The sequence below is a fragment of the Nostoc sp. genome (assembly GCF_036917355.1).
Classification (GTDB): Bacteria; Cyanobacteriota; Cyanobacteriia; order Cyanobacteriales; family Nostocaceae; genus Nostoc.
Genome location: NZ_JBALDP010000039.1, coordinates 1 through 18,326, shown reverse-complemented (window position 1 = coordinate 18,326; position 18,326 = coordinate 1). Strand labels below are relative to the sequence as shown.

17 protein-coding genes and 3 pseudogenes are annotated in these 18,326 nt (G+C 40.4%); 2 read left to right on the top strand and 18 right to left on the bottom strand.

Annotated elements, in window-relative coordinates; genetic code table 11:
- Positions 1-136: 136 nt before the first annotated feature.
- Positions 137-199: pseudogene (locus V7K53_RS34035) on the bottom strand (hypothetical protein); the annotation flags it as partial.
- Positions 200-204: 5 nt separating this feature from the next.
- Between V7K53_RS34035 and V7K53_RS11475 the strand changes: the two are divergent.
- Positions 205-717, top strand: a complete 513-nt coding sequence (locus V7K53_RS11475; protein ID WP_335197684.1) for a hypothetical protein — start codon at positions 205-207, stop codon at positions 715-717.
- 61 nt (positions 718-778) lie between these two features.
- Here V7K53_RS11475 and V7K53_RS11470 read toward each other — a convergent pair.
- A pseudogene (locus tag V7K53_RS11470) lies at positions 779-1,288 on the bottom strand (XDD4 family exosortase-dependent surface protein); the annotation flags it as partial.
- Between the two features lie 14 nt (positions 1,289-1,302).
- Between V7K53_RS11470 and V7K53_RS11465 the strand changes: the two are divergent.
- Positions 1,303-1,497, top strand: a complete 195-nt coding sequence (locus V7K53_RS11465; protein ID WP_335197683.1) for a hypothetical protein — start codon at positions 1,303-1,305, stop codon at positions 1,495-1,497.
- A gap of 503 nt (positions 1,498-2,000) precedes the next feature.
- Here V7K53_RS11465 and V7K53_RS11460 read toward each other — a convergent pair.
- From V7K53_RS11460 to V7K53_RS11385, 16 genes and pseudogenes are all read right to left on the bottom strand, one after another.
- Entirely contained in the window at positions 2,001-2,882 is an 882-nt protein-coding gene (locus V7K53_RS11460; RefSeq protein WP_335197631.1) for a 2OG-Fe(II) oxygenase, read from the bottom strand.
- Between the two features lie 434 nt (positions 2,883-3,316).
- On the bottom strand, positions 3,317-5,062 hold the full coding sequence (gene hflX / locus V7K53_RS11455) for a GTPase HflX (RefSeq protein ID WP_335197677.1): 1,746 nt from the start codon (positions 5,060-5,062) through the stop codon (positions 3,317-3,319).
- A gap of 159 nt (positions 5,063-5,221) precedes the next feature.
- Complete coding sequence (locus V7K53_RS11450) at positions 5,222-5,551, bottom strand: type II toxin-antitoxin system PemK/MazF family toxin (RefSeq protein WP_335197630.1); 330 nt, start codon at positions 5,549-5,551, stop codon at positions 5,222-5,224.
- Positions 5,529-5,750 (bottom strand): hypothetical protein, encoded by a 222-nt coding sequence (locus V7K53_RS11445; RefSeq protein WP_335197629.1) that lies wholly within the window; start codon positions 5,748-5,750, stop codon positions 5,529-5,531. Before V7K53_RS11445 ends, V7K53_RS11450 begins: the two co-directional genes overlap by 23 nt.
- Before the next feature lie 113 nt (positions 5,751-5,863).
- Positions 5,864-7,630: a tetratricopeptide repeat protein gene (locus V7K53_RS11440; protein WP_335197627.1), complete on the bottom strand. Its 1,767-nt coding sequence runs from the start codon at positions 7,628-7,630 to the stop codon at positions 5,864-5,866.
- The gene (locus V7K53_RS11435; RefSeq protein WP_335197626.1) at positions 7,627-8,955 is read right to left on the bottom strand and encodes an ATP-binding protein; all 1,329 of its coding nucleotides are present in this window, start codon (positions 8,953-8,955) and stop codon (positions 7,627-7,629) included. Before V7K53_RS11435 ends, V7K53_RS11440 begins: the two co-directional genes overlap by 4 nt.
- 49 nt (positions 8,956-9,004) lie before the next feature.
- Positions 9,005-9,313 carry a hypothetical protein gene (locus V7K53_RS11430; protein ID WP_335197625.1) on the bottom strand — a complete coding sequence of 103 codons (309 nt, stop codon included), beginning with the start codon at positions 9,311-9,313 and terminating at the stop codon, positions 9,005-9,007.
- A gap of 191 nt (positions 9,314-9,504) precedes the next feature.
- Positions 9,505-10,488: a 7,8-didemethyl-8-hydroxy-5-deazariboflavin synthase subunit CofG gene (gene cofG / locus V7K53_RS11425; RefSeq protein ID WP_335197624.1), complete on the bottom strand. Its 984-nt coding sequence runs from the start codon at positions 10,486-10,488 to the stop codon at positions 9,505-9,507.
- Between the two features lie 113 nt (positions 10,489-10,601).
- Positions 10,602-11,363, bottom strand: coding sequence for a beta-carotene ketolase CrtW (gene crtW, locus V7K53_RS11420; protein ID WP_335197623.1), 762 nt, complete (start codon positions 11,361-11,363; stop codon positions 10,602-10,604).
- Between the two features lie 822 nt (positions 11,364-12,185).
- Positions 12,186-12,629 (bottom strand): SRPBCC family protein, encoded by a 444-nt coding sequence (locus tag V7K53_RS11415; protein ID WP_335197622.1) that lies wholly within the window; start codon positions 12,627-12,629, stop codon positions 12,186-12,188.
- 19 nt (positions 12,630-12,648) lie between these two features.
- Positions 12,649-12,837, bottom strand: a complete 189-nt coding sequence (locus V7K53_RS11410; protein WP_012411100.1) for a CPXCG motif-containing cysteine-rich protein — start codon at positions 12,835-12,837, stop codon at positions 12,649-12,651.
- Positions 12,838-12,848: 11 nt separating this feature from the next.
- Positions 12,849-14,495, bottom strand: coding sequence for a B12-binding domain-containing radical SAM protein (locus V7K53_RS11405; RefSeq protein WP_335197621.1), 1,647 nt, complete (start codon positions 14,493-14,495; stop codon positions 12,849-12,851).
- 21 nt (positions 14,496-14,516) lie between these two features.
- On the bottom strand, positions 14,517-14,771 hold the full coding sequence (locus V7K53_RS11400; RefSeq protein ID WP_104905670.1) for a SemiSWEET transporter: 255 nt from the start codon (positions 14,769-14,771) through the stop codon (positions 14,517-14,519).
- A 114-nt stretch (positions 14,772-14,885) separates the two neighbouring features.
- Entirely contained in the window at positions 14,886-16,748 is a 1,863-nt protein-coding gene (locus V7K53_RS11395) for a hypothetical protein (protein ID WP_335197620.1), read from the bottom strand.
- A gap of 128 nt (positions 16,749-16,876) precedes the next feature.
- Positions 16,877-17,965, bottom strand: a complete 1,089-nt coding sequence (gene aroC / locus V7K53_RS11390; protein WP_335197619.1) for a chorismate synthase — start codon at positions 17,963-17,965, stop codon at positions 16,877-16,879.
- Between the two features lie 285 nt (positions 17,966-18,250).
- Positions 18,251-18,326: pseudogene (locus V7K53_RS11385) on the bottom strand (photosystem II protein D1); the annotation flags it as partial.

The following is an 18,326-nucleotide window of genomic DNA, read 5'->3' as shown; positions in this document are numbered from 1 at the left end:
GCTAGTTAAAAAGCAGGAATTATTGAGGTAAGTTCTAGTTTAGCGTTTCTTACCCTAACAAAAATGGGTTTAGAAATGCTTATGCTTTTCTAAACCCATTTTTAAGCTCCCTCTTACTAAAACTCAGCAGTGTGATTTAATTTTGGGAAATATTTTTTTTGTTTTTCTTCTTGAGACCGAAAACACCCAAGGCAAATAATCCTAATGCTGCGGTTGTACTGGGTTCAGGTACTTTTTTCGGTTGAGGTGCAGGGGGTTGATAGTAAGGCGGTAATGATGGCGCAGGTGCAGGTGCTGGCGCAGGTGCTGGCGCAGGCGCTGGTGCTGGCGCAGGTGCTGGCGCTGGCGCAGGTGCTGGTGCAGGTGCTGGTGCTGGCGCAGGTGCTGGCGCTGGCGCAGGTGCAGGTGCTGGTGCAGGTGCTGGTGCTGGTGCTGGCGCAGGCGCAGGTGCTGGTGCTGGCGCTGGCGCAGGTGCAGGTGCTGGTGCTGGCGCTGGTGCTGGTGCTGGCGCTGGTGCTGGTGCTGGCGCTGGTGCTGGTGCTGGCGCTGGCGCTGGTGCAGGTGCAGGTGCAGGTGCTGGCGCAGGTGCTGGTGCTGGCGCTGGCGCTGGTGCTGGTGCAGGTGCTGGCGCAGGTGCTGGCGCAGGTGCTGGTGCTGGTGCAGGTGCTGGCGCTGGCGCAGGTGCTGGCGCTGGCGCAGTGGCAGGTTTTATACTAGTTTCGTCTAGTGATGTACCGTACTGAAAACGGATATTGCCAATCTTAGTGATGTCAAAGTCGGATGCTAGCCCTGATAGCAGAAAAGTAGCTGAACCTTGAATAAAAGTCCCTGAACTCACGGCTGGATTTGCATCATTAGCGTAACCACTGATGATGCCGTAATTGAATTGCTGTCCACCGCCACCTTGGAAAATGCCTAAGCCAGCTGTACCCAGACCGTAGTGTTGGTCAATGCCAGGAAGTCCTCCAGTATTACTAGTGTTTGGCAATTTCCATTCATTTAGAGCTAGAAGATCAACATTATTTTTAGTGGTGGAACCTCCACTTGAGGTTACTGTTGGAGCTAGAGCCGAAACCAGCGATAAGTTCTTTAGAGGAGAACCAGCATAGTCCCAGAAGACTGAGGTCAGAACATCAGAAGGATTTGAGATTCCTACAGAAGATTTGTTAGTCAGGGTCAGTGACAATAAACCATTGTCTAGGTAATTAAAGAGGACTGACGCTGCCAGAGGATCATTAGATTTGTCGTAGGTATTAGTTCCTGTAGCTGAAAAACTTATAGACCCCAAACTCTTAGGTGCAGGTGCTGGCGCAGGTACTGGTGCTGGTACTGGTGCTGGCGCTGGTGCTGGCGCTGGTGCAGGTGCTGGCGCTGGCGCAGGTGCAGGCGCAGGTGCAGGTGCAGGTGCTGGCGCTGGCGCTGGTGCAGGTGCTGATACTGGTGGATCTGACTTCTTCGCCTGTGCTTGAGGAATTTGTGATCCTAAAGCTAAGGTGAAAGAGAATAGACCACAGGTGATATAACCAACTACTTTTTTTGAATATGCTTGAGACATGAAAATCAAACCTCTTTGTCTTAAACAAGATATGGAAAAGCTTCTTAATAATGATGCTTATACGAGCGTCATTGATATCATTCACTGATCCAAAATGGCACAAAAAAATAATATCTACTACTGTTTTTTTCAAGCTTCATCTAAAATTTAATAGAGCATAAATAAATGAATGTTTACGCAATTAAGTTACGACATTTAAGTGTTTGTACTACAATATATTTTTATTTAATTACGTAAAATTTAATTTTGATTTGCGAATTAAACTTTATTTTTAACTTACTAACTAAATTACTTAAGTAATATTGATAGACTATTTAGAATGCAATTGAAAGATATTACTCAGAAAGTCTATTGGCTATAAGTTTGCAATAAATTAGGGAAGGCATCGCCTTCCCTAAAGTTAAATATTCATTGTGTTAGTGTACAGTGATTATACTGAATTCGCTTATCTACGCACCCAGCCATTGATAGTAAATCGACTATCTCCAAAAGCTTGAGAGGGACATTTCACAGGCAGTACTTCGTGCATATAACGGCTGGGGAAGAATACAATGCTGTTGTTGCGAGGTTCAACTGTTTTGAATGTCTCAGTATTTACATATACGTTATTTTCAATTTTGCTGTCGTATATCAGCAACTCACCGCCAGAAAATGATTTTGGTTCTTGATAAAAGTAATAAACGTATGTTAGTTCTCTGGTAGCAGTATCTGGACTGCCATTATCATTATGAAGTTTGTAATAGTTACCATCATTGTGTGCAGTTAGTTGGCTTTCAATTTGTGATATAGAAAATGATGGTAAGTTTAATTTGCTTAAGATATCAGGAATCATTGCTTGAATTCTCTTTAATATCAGTTCGGAAAATTCAGGAAATGAGTAGACAACCATTGATTGGCGATAGTTAATATCGTTGGTAGAAGTATTGCTTGGCAAAAAATCTGACTCTTTCTCCAGGACATATTTGACTAAGTTTTTGTGTTCTTCTGGTTTCAGAAAATTATCTATTTGGATATAATCAGAAGCCAAAATATAATCATCTTGCAATTCTACTTTCTCTGATTGCTGTACAAAGATTGGGGGTTCTGTAACCACACCTATAAGATGTTCGCTAGGAAAACACAAAACCGAGCGACCTTCATTGATGGGAATTTGGAATAAATTCTGTAACTCAGATTCTTGTTTGTAGGCGCTAGCCACAACTGTTGTTAAAAGGCTATGCAGTAAAGTTGCATCTGATTTTAAATAAACGGTGTATTGATGTCCTCCAGTTAAAAGAAGCTGTACTTTGACATCTTTTGACTCAAATTGCTGTGAAGCTAATTGCATATACTTTTCTTTCTATAATGTTGATAAATGAGATAACTCTAAAAGTCATACTGAAAGGTTAATAGAGTACTTACAGCAGATTTAAAGTTGGGAGGTACACAAGCCAAATCTATTACCCAGATATAAAGCGTGTTTTACTCCTAAATTCTAAATTTTGCTGTATAAAATTAATTAAGAACAAGTTCAAGGCTTAAATCTTATACGTAATTGAATTTATTTAGTGAATAAATTCAATTACTGTATCACCTAGAAACAGAAAAATACCATTAATCAATTGTTCTAGCACGTCTTTTCTAATATTGTCATTCAGCAAATTCCACATAACCCGATAAAGCTTTAGTAAAGTAGAAGTATCTATTATTTTCAATAAAAAATGCCATAGTTACTATTAACTACGGCATTTTCAACTAGAAATTAAAAATTTATTTCAGTATTTACTGGGAATCAACTGCGTATTCAATCAGCTTGGCAAGCCGCTGACGTAGGGTTTCTAACCCCAAGCGCTGGCTTGCAGAAATAAATACTGCGAGGGGGAATTCTTCTCTAGCTAGAGCTAGCGTCTCACTATTGGCTTGATCGATCTTGTTAAAAATCACTAGCGCCGGGCCAGGAGTTATTGGCATTTGTGCCAAAATTTCTCTGACTGAGCGAATATGACGCAACCAAGCAGGATGAGATAAGTCCACCAAGTGTAATAGGGCATCGGCTTCTGTGACTTCCTCCAAGGTGGCGCGGAAGGCATCCATTAACGATGCAGGCAGTTCGTGTATAAACCCTACTGTATCTGTAATCAGAATTTCCTGATGTTCACTGGTTTCGCCATAAGGAATCGCCAAACGGCGGGTAGTCGGATCGAGAGTGGCAAATAACTGGTCGGCTGTATAAACTTCTGCATTAGTGAGAGCATTCAGCAAAGTGGACTTGCCAGCATTGGTATATCCAACTAAAGCAACTGAAGGAACTTCTCGATGCTGCCGTCGCTGCCGTAACCGCGAACGATGCGCTTGCAACTGAGTTACTTCTTTTTGCAGTCGGGAAATGCGCTGCCCAATGGCACGGCGTTCAGTTTCCAGTTTCGTTTCACCAGGCCCACGAGTCCCAATACCACCACCTAATCGGGACATGGTGCGACCTCTACCAGCCAGTCGCGGTTGCATGTATTCTAACTGTGCTAGTTCTACTTGCAACTTACCGGCACGAGATTGAGCGCGTTGGGCAAAGATATCTAAAATTACTTCGGTGCGGTCAACCACCCGGATGCCAATTTGCATTTCTAAGTTGCGGACTTGGGAGGGTGAGAGGTCGCGGTCGAAGACAACGAGGTTTACTCCTAGTGTTTGGGCAGTTAGAGCAATTTCTTGCACCTTACCTTCGCCAACTACGGTTTGGGGATGAACGCGCGATCGCTTTTGTTGTATTGTCTGTAATACATCTCCCCCAGCAGTATCAACTAAACGTGCCAATTCCACTAGGGTGTCTTGGAATTGTAGGGGAGTCATCTCACTGGTCATCAGCCCCACAATCAGAACGCGATCGTGGTCAGCATCAACTTCCTGGGCGATAAATTCGCGCTGGAATTCCGCTTCGAGATTTTCTACCAAGTCTACTAAATCCTGGTCTGCCAGATCGTCCAAGTCCAGAGGTGGCGATATATTCCAACTTGGGGTTTGGATTTGGCTTTCCCCTATCTTGGGAGCAGCAGGACTAGTAATCAGGGTGCGAGACTCTTGGGGTGTCAGATGAGCTAGATAAGCTTCTTTGACATACCCAGTCGCACCGCCTCCCCGCCGTGTAAATCCGGTTCCGGTAATATTTAGGACAACTAGGGCATCTAAGCGTTGCAGTGCCATAGCCGTGAGCGCCGCTTCATTTGGCGGTTCTGGCTTGAGATGGGTGGCAATACAACGAATACCACTGAGTCGTTCTGCACCGTAACGGGGCAATTCCATCGGTGGTATTTGCGTTTGGCGCGGTGTGCCTACCCCGACGCGAATCACTTGTCCGCGACGGTTGATGTAGGCGCACACAGGCTGATTGACTTCTGTGCTAATTGCTGCCAGACGCTGGGAAAACTCAGGCGTGGTGATGCGATCGCCTGGTATGCGCTGGTGATACAGCCGCTGTAGTTGCTTCAGCTGGCTGGACTTCAGACCTTGGAGATTTCCAAAAATAGTTTCTATAGGCGTTTATGACCAGTTAAATGGCCCCCCGAATCCTTATATGTCTATTTTACAACAGGGTTTAGGCTCCTATATATCTCCTTTGAGGGATGCATTGTGAATTAGTTCGCGGTGAGTATTTATTTAAACGTATGCGCGATCGCTTTTGATTCAAGTTGCTTAAAATTGAGGTTTGATATGCAAATCCCATACTTCTTTTAAACGCTTTGCGTCTGATTCGGAAATTTGCCCTATTTTAGCCAGCAATAAAAACTGTTCTAGGCTATCCAATCGAGACAGACGCACGGTTGAAGCAACACGCAAGCCACTTGCAGCCCAATCGTTTAGAGATACATCAGTTTGTGTACGTGGTTTGGCAGATGTAACTACTGCTACTACAACATCATTTGCATCTATCCACAATACAAGTAAGGGGCGCTTTTTGGAACCGCCACCGCTAGTGAATGGAATATCTGCTACCCAAAACTCACCTGCTTGGATAGTTGTCATAAAGTCCTTCGTCTTCTGGTGCGTAGCCGTTCAAAAAAGCATCATGGCTGCGGGTGCTTTCAGTTTCTTCCGCTTTTTGTTGGATGGTGATTACCCAGCGTCCTGTAGTTATATTTTCTAGTATTGATTCAGGTAGATTCAATTTTTCCCCTGGTTTTAGTTCAATTTCATAAGTCAGAGTAGTCAACTCATTTTGCATAACTGTTAGTTAGAATTTTCAGAATTTTAGTGTAATTCCATTTAGGGGCGATCGCTTTTAATTTCAGTGTAAGTGTAAAGGCTATCGCTAGATTAGTTTAGTCTTTATAGCGGTTATTGAATTAAATATTGAAAACACTCACCTTTCCGGATAGCATCAAAACAAGAGTCAGTTTTTGCTATTACACGATATTCATCACCATGCAGATTAATTGCTTTTTGTAAGTTTTCTAGTGCCTGATCAATATTACCTTTGAGAGCATAACAACACGCTTTGTTGTACCAAGCTTCATGATTATCTGGTTGGAATTGCAGTGCTTGATCAAAGGATATAATTGCTGCTTCGTAACGTTCTAAATTCTTAGAAGCATAACCCTTAGCGTACCAAGATAAATAGTCATCTGGTTTAATGCTTAATGCTTTGTCGTAGGAAGTAATTGCTATCTCGTAGTTTCCTAAATTTTCTAGTACAATACCTCGATCATACCAAGCTAAATAGTCATCTGGTTTAATTGTCAGCGCCTCTTCGTAGCATCCAATCGCTTCTTCATAGCGTCCCAAACTCTCTAGTGCATTTCCCTGACTATACCAAGCTAAGTGGTAATCAGGTTGAATTTTCACTGCCTCTTGATAAAAAGCAATCGCTGCTTCACTATCTCCAGAATTAGCTAATGCATTACCTTTACCGTACCAAGCTAAATGATAATCAGATTTAAGTTTCAGTGCTTCTTCATACGATGCGATCGCTGCTTTATAACGTCCCAGCTTTACTAGTGCAATGCCTCGATTATTCCAAATTAAGTAGTAATCGGGTTTAAATTTTAGTGCCTCATCATAAGATGCGATCGCTGCTTGATAATGACCTAAATTTAATAGTAAATTGCCTTTATTATTCCAAGCCTCATGATAATCATGTTTAAACTTTAGGGCCTCTTCGTAAGATGCAATTGCTTCTTCATAACGTCCTAGATTCACTAGCATAATCCCCCGATTATACCAGGCATAGTCATAGTTAGGCTTAATTTTCACCGCCTCATCGTAGGATGAAATTGCTGGTTCATAACATCCTAAATTTCCTAGTGCAATGCCCCGATTGTACCAAGCCTCGCGATCATCAGGTTGAATTTCCAACGCCTCATCATACGATGCGATTGCCAGTTCATTTTCGTTAGCAGTAACTAATAACTTTCCCAACTCACATAGTAAACTCGGCTTCCGGCTTTCTGTCTGGAATTTTTCTGCTAGCACATCTTTAATTTCCAGAAGTTTTTCTATTTTTTTTTCATGGCTAAGTTTTAAATATGCTTCATAATCTGCTTCGTCCAGTAGGCGAGATGATTCTTCATCTACTACTTCTGGTGTAGTTGGTAATTCAAATACACCAGAACGCCAATCAAAAAAATCTGGGGCGCGATGAATAAAATAGTTTATCGAAAATGAACGCAAAAGAAAAACAAAGCTAATGGGGAAATCATCTCTAAAGCGTTCTCGCTGTTGGTTTAAGTGATTTAAAATATGCGGAACACTGGTTAAATTGCTAAATTGTCCTTCTGTAATTTCCCCAAAACTTCTTTTTTCATATTTATATAAAGAATATTCCAGACCTTTAATCAATAAAACATCAATTTGCTTGTCTTTAACAAACTCTGCTACTGGTTGATATAAATTATCTATTGCCTCAACCAACCGCAAAACTGCAATCTTTTTCTGCGGAATCTCATGGGGAAGTTTGACAATGAACTTGTCTGCTTCGCCAGGTGTACATTGCACAAAAAACAAACCAAATCCTGACTTTCGCTTCAGTGCGCGAAGCAAATCTTGATAAACTTCTTCTGGTTCTGGGGGTAAATCATCATCCCAATCACTTAAATTTGGGTTCATGAAAGTTTCCCTACAGCTTCCTTAAATTCTGGAATTCCTTGAATCAATGGATGAATATCATACCAACGCTGCATCTCTCCCTCATCATCTAAATAGCGGTATTCTAAAAGACAACGGTTATACATCAAACTGCGATACAAGTCATCATTAATAATGCGCTTAGAACAAGACACTTCTGCTAACAGACACCATTGATGATTTTCCACAGCGCGGCGATAAGTATCTCTGGCTTGAGTAATTGCTCGTCGCACCGCCTTTTCTGAAACAGGTAATTCTTCAGTGCGTCCAATAGCGTCTTGAGTTAACAATAGCAAATTCCTCACATGACCTCCACTCATTAAACAAAGTCTGTCTAAGGTTTGGGAACCGTCAAAAATTTCCTTCTCTAGTGATAGTTCGGGTGCAATTTGCCGAACTCGCTTGTTAATTACTTCTTTAACTTTGTTAAGTCCTGGCTGGTAAACTTCACCCTTGAGAGTATTTACCATAATCATCGGCAAAATTTGGGGGTCGCCGTAGATATCTCTGAGGTCTGTTGCCCTGGTAGAATACACCATTGAAATGGGGACAGTGTAAATCAAATGGCAATCTAAAGCTTGGAGTTGTTCGCTGCGGTCTAAAAAGACTTCTTCATAGTTGGTGCGGCCATCGCCGTCTTTGACTAACACCATCCGGTCTAAATTATCGATAATTACCGCCAGTTGACTTTTACCCGTAGGTAAGTTCTTTTTTGCATCCGCTAGAAACTCATTTAACACCTCAATTAAAGTGACAGTGTAAGGATCAATTTTTTGGCGAATCTTCTGGCGTAATTCAGGAACAGCTCTTAAATTTGCGGTCAACTTGGCGAATTGAGCAACTTGGGCTTCTACTTCCAGACTCTCAAACTCTAGGGGAGTCAGCGCCAAATCTTTTAAATCTACCCAACGACTTTTTAACCAGTTGAGTATGGGGCGAGGACTGGCAATTTCTTTTAAATCTTTGAGCAAACGGCGGGTACAGGCAAGGAGTATATCTGTATATTGGGCATCTTCAGAATCGATATCCTCTTCATCAGCCGCAAAATAGACCACATAAAATTTCCGATTTTCTAAATACTTCTTTAACCTGAGTAATTCTGTAGACTTCCCTGCACCCCGATGACCAGAATACAATTGGCAAGTATTTGTATTTGCCAATTGCATCCGATTTCCCAACTCTTGCAAAATATCGGCATCTCCCCGCACATCCTGACAATCTACATATTTTGGATCGCCTGCGGGTAAGGGTTCAAAGGGGTTAAACGCGTTGTAGAGGTTTGCGAGTAAGTCAGTACTATTAAGCATAGGTAAAAAATATAGCAATGATGCTCATAATAATCGAGATTATAGAGAATTAAGGTAGATGAATCCAGTTCAAAGACTCGTCAACGGAGTTCAGAGATGGATTCATCCAGTTCAAATACTCGTTAACGGAGATAAAAGGTGGATTCATCCAGTTCAAATACTCGTTAACGGAGATAAAAGGTGGATTCATCCAGTTCAAATACTCGTTAACGGAGTTCAGAGATGGATTCATCCAGTTCAAATACTCGTTAACGGAGATAAAAGGTGGATTCATCCAGTTCAAACACTCGTCAACGGAGATAAAAGGTGGATTCATCCAGTTCAAATACTCGTTAACGGAGTTCAGAGATGGATTCATCCAGTTCAAATACTCCTTAACAGAGTTCAGAGGTGGATTTATCCAGTTCAAATACTCCTTAACGGAGTTCAGAGGTGGATTTATCCAGTTCAAATACTCCTTAACGGGGTTCAAAGATGGATGAACGCACCTCAAACACTCGTCAGCAAATAAAACTACTACGAGATGGGAAAATCTCTACTTCCCTATTCTTACAAAAGAGAAACTGGAGTTAGAGTCTTGCGCCAGCATTTCACCACTGTTTGTAATTCTCTCGACAACCAACTATCAAATTGCGGATAAACTGGCAAACGGGCTACCAATTCCCACCCCGCAGGCTGTAAAATTTCTCTCAATGCCTGTTCCTGAACATGAGGATAATCGGGATTCACCTCATCTTTTGGCCCTATTCCACCTAAATCTCGCGCACCAGCTTCGATACAAGCGAGTAACCATCGGTCATCTTTAACTAAATTCGGCGGAATTTGAATAGTAATATCTGACGGTAAAATCTGACGTGCTTTAGCAATTACTTCTGGTAATTGATGAGGGTCAAAAGGTGGTGCATCAAAAGTTTGCTGATATCCTGGACTATGAGGTTGCAGGATAACTTCTTGAATATGGTGATAACGTTGATGCAGTTGAGATATAGCTGTTAACGTTTCCCAGCAATCATCTACAGTTTCCCCAATTCCCAACAGTAACCCAGTTGTAAAGGGAATCTGCAACTCTCCCGCCCATTGCAATTGTTGTAAACGGACTTCTGGTAATTTACTCGGTGCGTGCCGATGTACACTATTTAACAATGTTGGCGTTAACTGTTCCAACATCAGCCCCATCGAAACATTCACACGCTTGAGCTTTTGCATTTCTTCAAAACTCAGTGGCCCCGCATTAGTGTGAGGTAAAAACCCCATTGAAAGCGCTAATTCACACAAATCATAAATCCGCCTAAACCATGCCTGACGCTTTGGTGAATGGGGATGTACTTCACCACTCAGTATAAGGATTTCGCAGATTTTTTCGCTTTGAAGTGGTTTTAAAATACTATCTGCATCTGAAAGACTCATCCAAGGACTTTTACCCGGTTCGCTGCGAAAGTTGCAGTAGCTACACCGATTAAAGCACTCGTAAGTGGGAACGATTGTATAAGCAGGGCTATAGGTTACAAGACGATAATTATTATTAATTGGCATAAGCAGAATAAATTTGCTCTTAGTAAGCAGCCCCAGACTTATTTTAAGGGCTAGAGACGCTGACTACAAACCTTTAATTATTCACGCCCACTTATTTATTAGAAAAATAAGAACTATTTTGCTTTGTAAATTTCTGGTAACTGCCACCAAGGAACATGAGGATACTCGTGGTGTTCTTCGTGGTAGCCGAAATGATAGCACGTGATAAATGACCACCAAATTGGACGGCTAATCGTTTGGGCACAATGAGGCTGAATATAGCCTTCGCTTGGTTCACTATGTGGGAGGAAAGTACCAAAATAAAATAATTGAAATGAACTTAAAAGCGAAGGAAGCACCCAAAACCCTATTAGATTAGCATGAGGTATATGAAAGATGTGATTAGCAAATTGATAAATAAAAGTTAGGGCAATAACTTGCCTCCAACTCCAGTAACCCTTCATAAAATGGAAATACCAAGCAAAGAAGTTTTTGTGTTTACCATTATGGAAATCTGGGTCTATTTGAGTTGCTGGATTTTGGTGGTGTAACCAATGCTTTTTTAATAATTGTTTATATGGTAAAAGACCATAAAGAGATAGTGTTAATGCCCCAATAAGATGATTAATTTTGTTGTTTTGGGGAAATACTACCCCATGCATAGCATCATGAGATGTAATAAATAATCCTGTATATAAAAATGTTTGCCAAGCTATGCTTGGCAATAAAATCCAAAGTTTTAACTTGGAAATATCAAGGGTAAGTAATAAACTCAGACTAATGACCCATACACTAACAATTACAATAGCAATGAAAAGTGCTTTAAATTGAGATTTACTTTTCACTAATGAAGTCAATTTTATTTGATGACTGGGTGGTTGTTCTAATTGAATCATGCTTTTACTCCGCCTAGTATTCAGGTGAAAATTCCTAAAATAAATATAGTCAACACAAAAAGCACTAACCACGAGCCAGAAAACTCTATTAGTGATAAGTGTTTGCATTGGATAGTGCCAGCACTTTAAGATGTTTAGAAATATTAAGATACTTTAACTAGTATTACACATACAACCGCTATATCAAAAACTGTTTTTGATTTAGAGGTTGGATCGTATAAGTAATAGTACTGCTATATTTAGTAGTTATAGAAACTAATGTTTTTAATATGGTACTTTCTAAACAGCCGAAACCTCGGAAAAGACAGTAACATAATTTAGTGGCAAGAGTAGAGAATGCAGTGGAGTCATTGGTGCAAACGCTCTAGCCGTTGATATCCTAAACTAATGTAAGCTAGAAAGCGATCGCTCTAAAGTTCAGACTGAGGATTAAATCTCAACTCTCAAGCATTACGGCCTATGCTATTGTATGTATTTTTTACTACATTGCTTTGGTAATTTTTCATTGCATATTTTACTGAAGAATTAAATTACATTACTTAATCATATTTAACCCATGAATTAGGGCTATCTGTCTTTAGTACTAAAATGCGAATAAGTCTAAAGTAGGAGGTTTTCAATATTTTCAGAAAACATTCTAAAGTTAGCAAAATAGTATTTATAATTTCAAATAAATCTAATCTAAATTAAAAAATTTACTGATTTTCATCGTCAAAATTAAGAAAGATAAAATGATAAGTGTGGCTCCTAGTATGCTAGAAATTTGGAGCCATTCACTACAAGAGAATCATCCTAGAAAACTACACCACGAATAGCTTAAAATTATTCGCATTCTCGTTTTGTCACATAGTGGCGGTAGCGAAACATTGCTTCCAATTGCGCTTGCACTAGCCAACCACTGAGAAATTCAACACCTCCTCCACCAGGCATAGAAAAGGAAATAGCGTCAGTTAATCTGGTTTTGCCATTTTCCGGTTCAAATTCATGTCGATGTACCCAAGATTCAAAGGGTCCAGATATCTGTTCATCAGTAAACAGGCGATATTTTTCACATTCAGTATGACGGGCTAACCAAGTTAAGGGTAATGGACCGAGAAACAAGCGAAATTCGGTGATAGCGTTCACGTTCAGCCCTCCTTCACGACGAACCACTTGAACTGGCTGCCAAGGTGGATTCAACAGTTGCAAAATATCTGGCCTTTCGTGAAATTTCCAAACTACTTCTGGTGAGGCATTAATGATTGAGGAATGTTTAAAGTGCAGCATGGAAAGAAAAACCTAAAATTCAACTTTCGGATTCGGTATCAATTTCGATATCTAGGGTATCTTCATCAACCCGCACATACAAAATATTTGGGTTACAACAAACTTGACAATCTTCAACGTAAGATTGCTGTCCTCCAGCACTCAAATCAATAAAAGTTAAGTTCGGTTCGCCACAATAGGCGCAGTAATACTCAGCTGTGTTTTGCATCAAGTTTTCAGCTATGAAGTCAATGGCTGTAATTCTTTTGGGGATGGATTGATATAACTTTTAGCATCAGCCAAATGCTTTAGTAGTGTAGACTGTGGCAGAGGCCCTTGCAAGTGGCTCCAGGGTAATACTTGTTCTGTCGACCATTCGGCGTGGACGTAGAAATCTAAATCGGGGATTTGTCCTTTGAGTTGCTTAAAAGCACGTTTGTAGCTACCCAAGGAATCGCCAAAGTCACGAGTAAGTTCGAGAAGTTGGGAGAGTCTGCGATCGCCTCTCGACAATAAAGCCTGTATAATCGACCAATTATAGCTTTCTGGGCGAAATTCTATGCCCTGTGGTTTTAGCTGTTTTTGCAAAAACTGTAACCGCTTTTCTGCTTGCCGATTCACCCCAAACCATTGAAACGGTGTGTGTGCTTTGGGTACAAAGGTGCTGCAACCGTATGTTAAGCGCAATCCCGGTGCAGCTTTTTTGATATTACGCATCATCGCCACGGTTTGCTCTAAATCTTCTGCTTCTTCACCAGGAATTCCTGCCATTCCGTAGAGTTTCAAGCTTTTTAATCCGCCAGTTTTGGCATTTATGGCTGCTTGAATAATTTCATCGTTATGCAGCTTTTTGTTGACGATTTGGCGGATTTTCTCAGAACCACTCTCTACTGCAATGGTAAGCGATCGCGTGTCTCGTTTCGTCAAAGTTTCTGCTAACTGGACTGTTACAGTATTGGTTCGCACTGAGGCAATACTGAGACGGACATCATCATACTTTGGTTGACTAATATAATCTAGCAAAGCCTCAAATTCTGGATGTTGAGTAACTGAAGCCCCTAATAATCCTAGCCGATTTGTGACTTCTAAACCTTTGGCGATCGCTGGAATTAACGAATCTTCCAGACTGGCTGTTCTAAAAGGCAGTGTGAGATAACTCGCCAAACAAAAGCGGCACATTTCTGGACAACTTCTCACCACTTCCACCATGTAGATATTTTCCCATGCCGCTTTTTCAGTGACTACAGTGGATGCCGATAAAGTATTTCCCCGGTAAGTTTGCTTTTGCACCACTGCGGGAATTTCCGGAGAAATTGGTTGAATTGACTTTACTTCACCATCACTTGTATGATATTCAACCTCATACAAACTGGGTACATAAATTCCTGGTATTTGTGCAAGTCTTTTTAGTTGAGTTTGTCTTGAGGCATTTCTTACTTCTTTGTAAGCCTCAATAAAATTCCCTAACAGGGTTTCGCCATCTCCCAGTAAAACGACATCAAAAAAATCTGCAAAAGGTTCGGGGTTAGCAGTGAGAACTGGGCCACCACCAAAAATTATCGGATGAGAATCATCACGAGAGGTTCCTCGAATGGGAATTTCTAAAGATTCCAGCAAATTTAAAATATTTACATAATCCAGTTCCCACGAAATAGAAAATCCCACAATTTCCGGTGTTCTGGGGAGTTGTTCGTGAGTATCTGTAAACAGGCGACTCACCTGCACATCATCACGCATTGCCAAAGTTGCCCACACCACCTGATAGCCAAGGCTAGTGATACCTACGCTGTACTCGTTGGGAAAGGCGAAAATTATGGGGATAGCGTTGGTGTCTGGGGTGGTAGGTATAAAGAGAAGGCGTTCAGAGTCAAATACAGATGATGTCACAGGTGTTTGTTAGAGGCAAGTTTATCTATATTTAATTTTAAGCCATAGAATAATTAAGTTAAAAATCAATGTTATGGCGTTAGCAAGAATAATTGGCAAGGATTGTAAATAAATTCCATAGATTAGCCACAAAAAAACACCACTTATAAATGTAATCAGGGTAACTAAAGAAACATCTTTGGCTGATTTTGTTTGCCAAGTTTTAAACATCTGCGGCAAAAAAGAGATTGTGGTTATTGTGGCGGCAGCTAATCCTAAAATTGTTATAAAATCCATGCGATGCAACCAGATCAATTCATTTGTAGTTTAACGCTAGACTAACACTTGCAGATTACATTAAATTTTACTTAGTTTATCTTTTGCTTTTTTGATGTAATTTTATTTTCTGATTCAGATTTTATTATTTGAATTTTTGATATAAGACTTCGCCCAAGCATACCGCTGTGGATCTTTATTTAGTAAGTAGTTTATCACTTGTCGACGCTTATTTTCATCCTTGGTATTTTTCACTACTCGCTTGATTTCAGAATCCATATCTCTAGGATTAGCACCACGTTTGATTGCTTCTTGAAACCAATATTCACCATCTGAATATTGATGTCGTTCAAAACAAATGGCTCCCATCAAAGTGTAAGGGTGATGGCTTTTTGGTTGATACTCAATAGCTTTACGGGCGCAATTTTCTGCTTCATCTAATTTCCCAACATCTCGAAAAGCCCCGCCTCTGGTAGTTAGCAACGCTGATTTGAGTTTATTTTCTTTAATTTTGTCGAATTGTAAATTATTTGTCAGTTGCAATGCCTGTTTTGGTTCATCTGCTTTGCGCCAATGACTGCTGGCATTTGCTAAGTTCCATTTGTTATCAGTGCGCTGAAACTCCTGCTGATAAAAATTTGCTTCAATTGTGTGGTAAGTAATCCGAATCTTACCAGAGAATAATTTATTACCTTGGTACTGAGGCTCTTGTTGCCATCTATAATAACTATATGTTGCTTGAGGCTCTTCAATTTTAGTCTCTTGAAGCCAAGCAACATCTGTTGCTTCAAGTCGCTCTTTTAACTCCAGCTTTTGCAAAATTGTGTATAAAAGACTGGTGTGTGATTTATCTTGATAGTGTAAAACATCATATTTTGATTTCAAAGCTGCAAAATGCTTTTGTTGTGCAAGAGCAATTATATCTTCTCGCCCATTATTTTTTAGCCACTCAATTTCTATTTCGTTTAGATTTTCTCCTGATTCTATATTCAACTTGAGACTATTAGCATATTTATTGTTAGCAATTTCTATTGTCTTACTCAGCTTACGTTTTTTCAAGAAGTTAATATCCTGTTCACCTAACTGATTGGATAAATCAAGTCTTTTGAGAACTTTATACAGGTGATTTTTAGGGGATACATCTTCATAATGAGTTACTTTATACTTAACTCTCAAGGCAGCAAACTCTCGTGTTTCTTTCAGTTCTTGAGCAATAAAAATAGTTTCGCTAAGTCCTTGCTGTTCCAACCATTTAATTTCTGACTCACCCAGATTTTTGTTTGCATCAATATTTTGTAGTATTAGATACAGTGGACTGGATAATGATAAATCAGAGTTTCGATTCGCTTGGTATTTATCTCTTAACTGAGCAAAGTCAGCTTCTTTTACGGACTCTTGTTGTTGAAAAAATTCTGCTGTTTCAAAGAGTTCGTTATTGATCAGCCAATTATATTCAGAATTACTTAAACTTTCTGTTAACTCTAATTTTTTAAGTATTTGATAAAGTAGACTATCAGGATATGAGTCTTGATATTGAGTAGCTTTATATTTAGATTTAAGTTGACTAAATAGTTTTACCTCTTGAGCAATTTTATTGGTTTCATATAAACCATTTGCTCTTAGCCATTTAACCTCTAAATCAGTAAGGAAATTTCCTGACTCCAGTTTCAAAAGAATGAAATAGAGATGACTAGATTCCCAGGAACCGTTATAACTTGTAGCTTTGTACTTAGATTTCAATTTGGAGAATTCAAATTCTAAATTTCCGAATTCTTGTACTTTATATTTCTGCTCTTGCTTGATAGCTTCTAAAGTCTCCTCAAGCCGAGACTCTCCCAACCAATTAGATTCTAAGTCAAGGAGTTCAATTCCTAAGTCAAGTTTTCGTAGTATGAGATACAGCAAACTAGCGGGTAATGAATCTCCATATTGAGTTACTTGGTATTTGGACTTTAAAGCAGCAAAGTGTTCTAAGCGATTTTGAGACTCTTTACCCATATTGCTAACAGATGCGATCGCACGTAGTTAAATGTGTTATCCGCTACTATAGCAATACAGATAAAAAAGGGCGAGTCAGACACTCACCCTCGAAGCATAAATATTTTATGAAAGTCCACGTACAATCCCTACAACACCTTACACTGTCCATGATGCCGTAACAAATGGTCACACAACACCAGTGCCACCATTGCCTCCACCATTGGAACTGCACGCGGTAACACACAAGGATCGTGCCGTCCTTTCGCTGCTAATAAGGTTTCTTCACCTTCACGAGTTACTGTCTTTTGCTCTTTTCTAATTGTCGCCGTCGGCTTAAATGCAACTCGTAAAATGATATTTTCTCCGTTGGAAATTCCCCCCTGAATACCACCAGAACGGTTAGTTACAGTGCGAATTTCACCATTTTCATCAATATAATATTCGTCGTTATGCTCAATTCCGGTTAACAGCGTTCCGCCAAAACCGGAACCAATTTCAAAGCCTTTGCTAGCAGGGAGAGACATCACACCCTTAGCAATATCAGCTTCCAATTTGTCAAATACTGGTTCGCCCAAACCTTTCGGCACATTACGCGCTACACATTCTACGACACCGCCGATAGAATCACCTTGTCTACCAACTTGTTCAATTAATTCAATCATGCGATCGCTACATTCAGCATCGGGACAGCGAACGATGTTGCTTTCCACTTGTTCTAAGGTGACTGTATTTGGATCGACTACACCTTCCAAGTCCTTGATGCGCTTGACGTAAGCGATAACTTCAACATTGGCAACTTGACGGAGAATTTTTTTAGCGATCGCACCTGCTGCTACTCTGCCAATTGTCTCACGTGCTGACGATCTACCCCCGCCTTGCCAGTTGCGAATGCCATATTTCGCGTCATAAGTTGCATCTGCATGAGAAGGGCGATACTTCTCGGCCATCTCGTCATAGTCTTGCGAACGAGCATCTTTGTTCCGTACCAAAATTCCTATAGGCGTTCCTAGTGTTTTGCCTTCAAATACACCCGATAAAATCTCGCAGGTATCCGCTTCTTTGCGAGGTGTCGTAATTTTACTTTGTCCTGGACGCCTTCTATCTAATTCCACTTGAATTTCTTCTGCCGAAATTTCTAATTGTGGAGGACAACCATCAATCACAACCCCCACACCGCCGCCGTGAGATTCACCAAAAGTAGTTATGCGAAATAGATGACCAAAAGTGTTGCCCATGATCTTAAAGAAAAAGGATGAGGCTTATGTATTTTACCTAGAGTTTGTGCAAAAGTTAATTTTTATGCTTTAGCACTGAGAATTTTTGACGTATAGCATTCCTAAATTATTTGTTAAAACCTCTATTTCTTATCTCTCCGTGTTCTCTGCGCCTCTGTGGTTCGATTAGAAAACTATTTTTCACAACTCATTTAGGATTACTATCTAACCTATCTTTTACCTATACAAATAAGAAAGCGCCCTCCGTTACCAGAGGGCGCTTTCTTATTTAGCTAAACTTCAGAATTAACCGTTGATAGCAGGAGCAGTTAGAGCTACAGGAGCAGAATCGCCAGCAGCCAAATCGAGAGGGAAGTTGTGA

Excerpts from the sequence above, each read along its gene's own strand:
- V7K53_RS11435 (WP_335197626.1), bottom strand. The coding sequence starts at position 8,955 with ATGCTTAATAGTACTGACTTACTCGCAAACCTCTACAACGCGTTTAAC.
- V7K53_RS11440 (WP_335197627.1), bottom strand. The coding sequence starts at position 7,630 with ATGAACCCAAATTTAAGTGATTGGGATGATGATTTACCCCCAGAACCA.
- V7K53_RS11395 (WP_335197620.1), bottom strand. The coding sequence starts at position 16,748 with ATGGGTAAAGAGTCTCAAAATCGCTTAGAACACTTTGCTGCTTTAAAG.
- crtW (WP_335197623.1), bottom strand. The coding sequence starts at position 11,363 with ATGATTCAATTAGAACAACCACCCAGTCATCAAATAAAATTGACTTCA.
- cofG (WP_335197624.1), bottom strand. The coding sequence starts at position 10,488 with ATGCCAATTAATAATAATTATCGTCTTGTAACCTATAGCCCTGCTTAT.
- V7K53_RS11410 (WP_012411100.1), bottom strand. The coding sequence starts at position 12,837 with ATGCAAAACACAGCTGAGTATTACTGCGCCTATTGTGGCGAACCGAAC.
- aroC (WP_335197619.1), bottom strand. The coding sequence starts at position 17,965 with ATGGGCAACACTTTTGGTCATCTATTTCGCATAACTACTTTTGGTGAA.
- V7K53_RS11445 (WP_335197629.1), bottom strand. The coding sequence starts at position 5,750 with ATGCAAAATGAGTTGACTACTCTGACTTATGAAATTGAACTAAAACCA.
- V7K53_RS11400 (WP_104905670.1), bottom strand. The coding sequence starts at position 14,771 with ATGGATTTTATAACAATTTTAGGATTAGCTGCCGCCACAATAACCACA.
- V7K53_RS11430 (WP_335197625.1), bottom strand. The coding sequence starts at position 9,313 with ATGAATCCATCTCTGAACTCCGTTAACGAGTATTTGAACTGGATGAAT.
- V7K53_RS11475 (WP_335197684.1), top strand. The coding sequence starts at position 205 with ATGCTGCGGTTGTACTGGGTTCAGGTACTTTTTTCGGTTGAGGTGCAG.
- V7K53_RS11450 (WP_335197630.1), bottom strand. The coding sequence starts at position 5,551 with ATGACAACTATCCAAGCAGGTGAGTTTTGGGTAGCAGATATTCCATTC.
- V7K53_RS11460 (WP_335197631.1), bottom strand. The coding sequence starts at position 2,882 with ATGCAATTAGCTTCACAGCAATTTGAGTCAAAAGATGTCAAAGTACAG.
- V7K53_RS11415 (WP_335197622.1), bottom strand. The coding sequence starts at position 12,629 with ATGCTGCACTTTAAACATTCCTCAATCATTAATGCCTCACCAGAAGTA.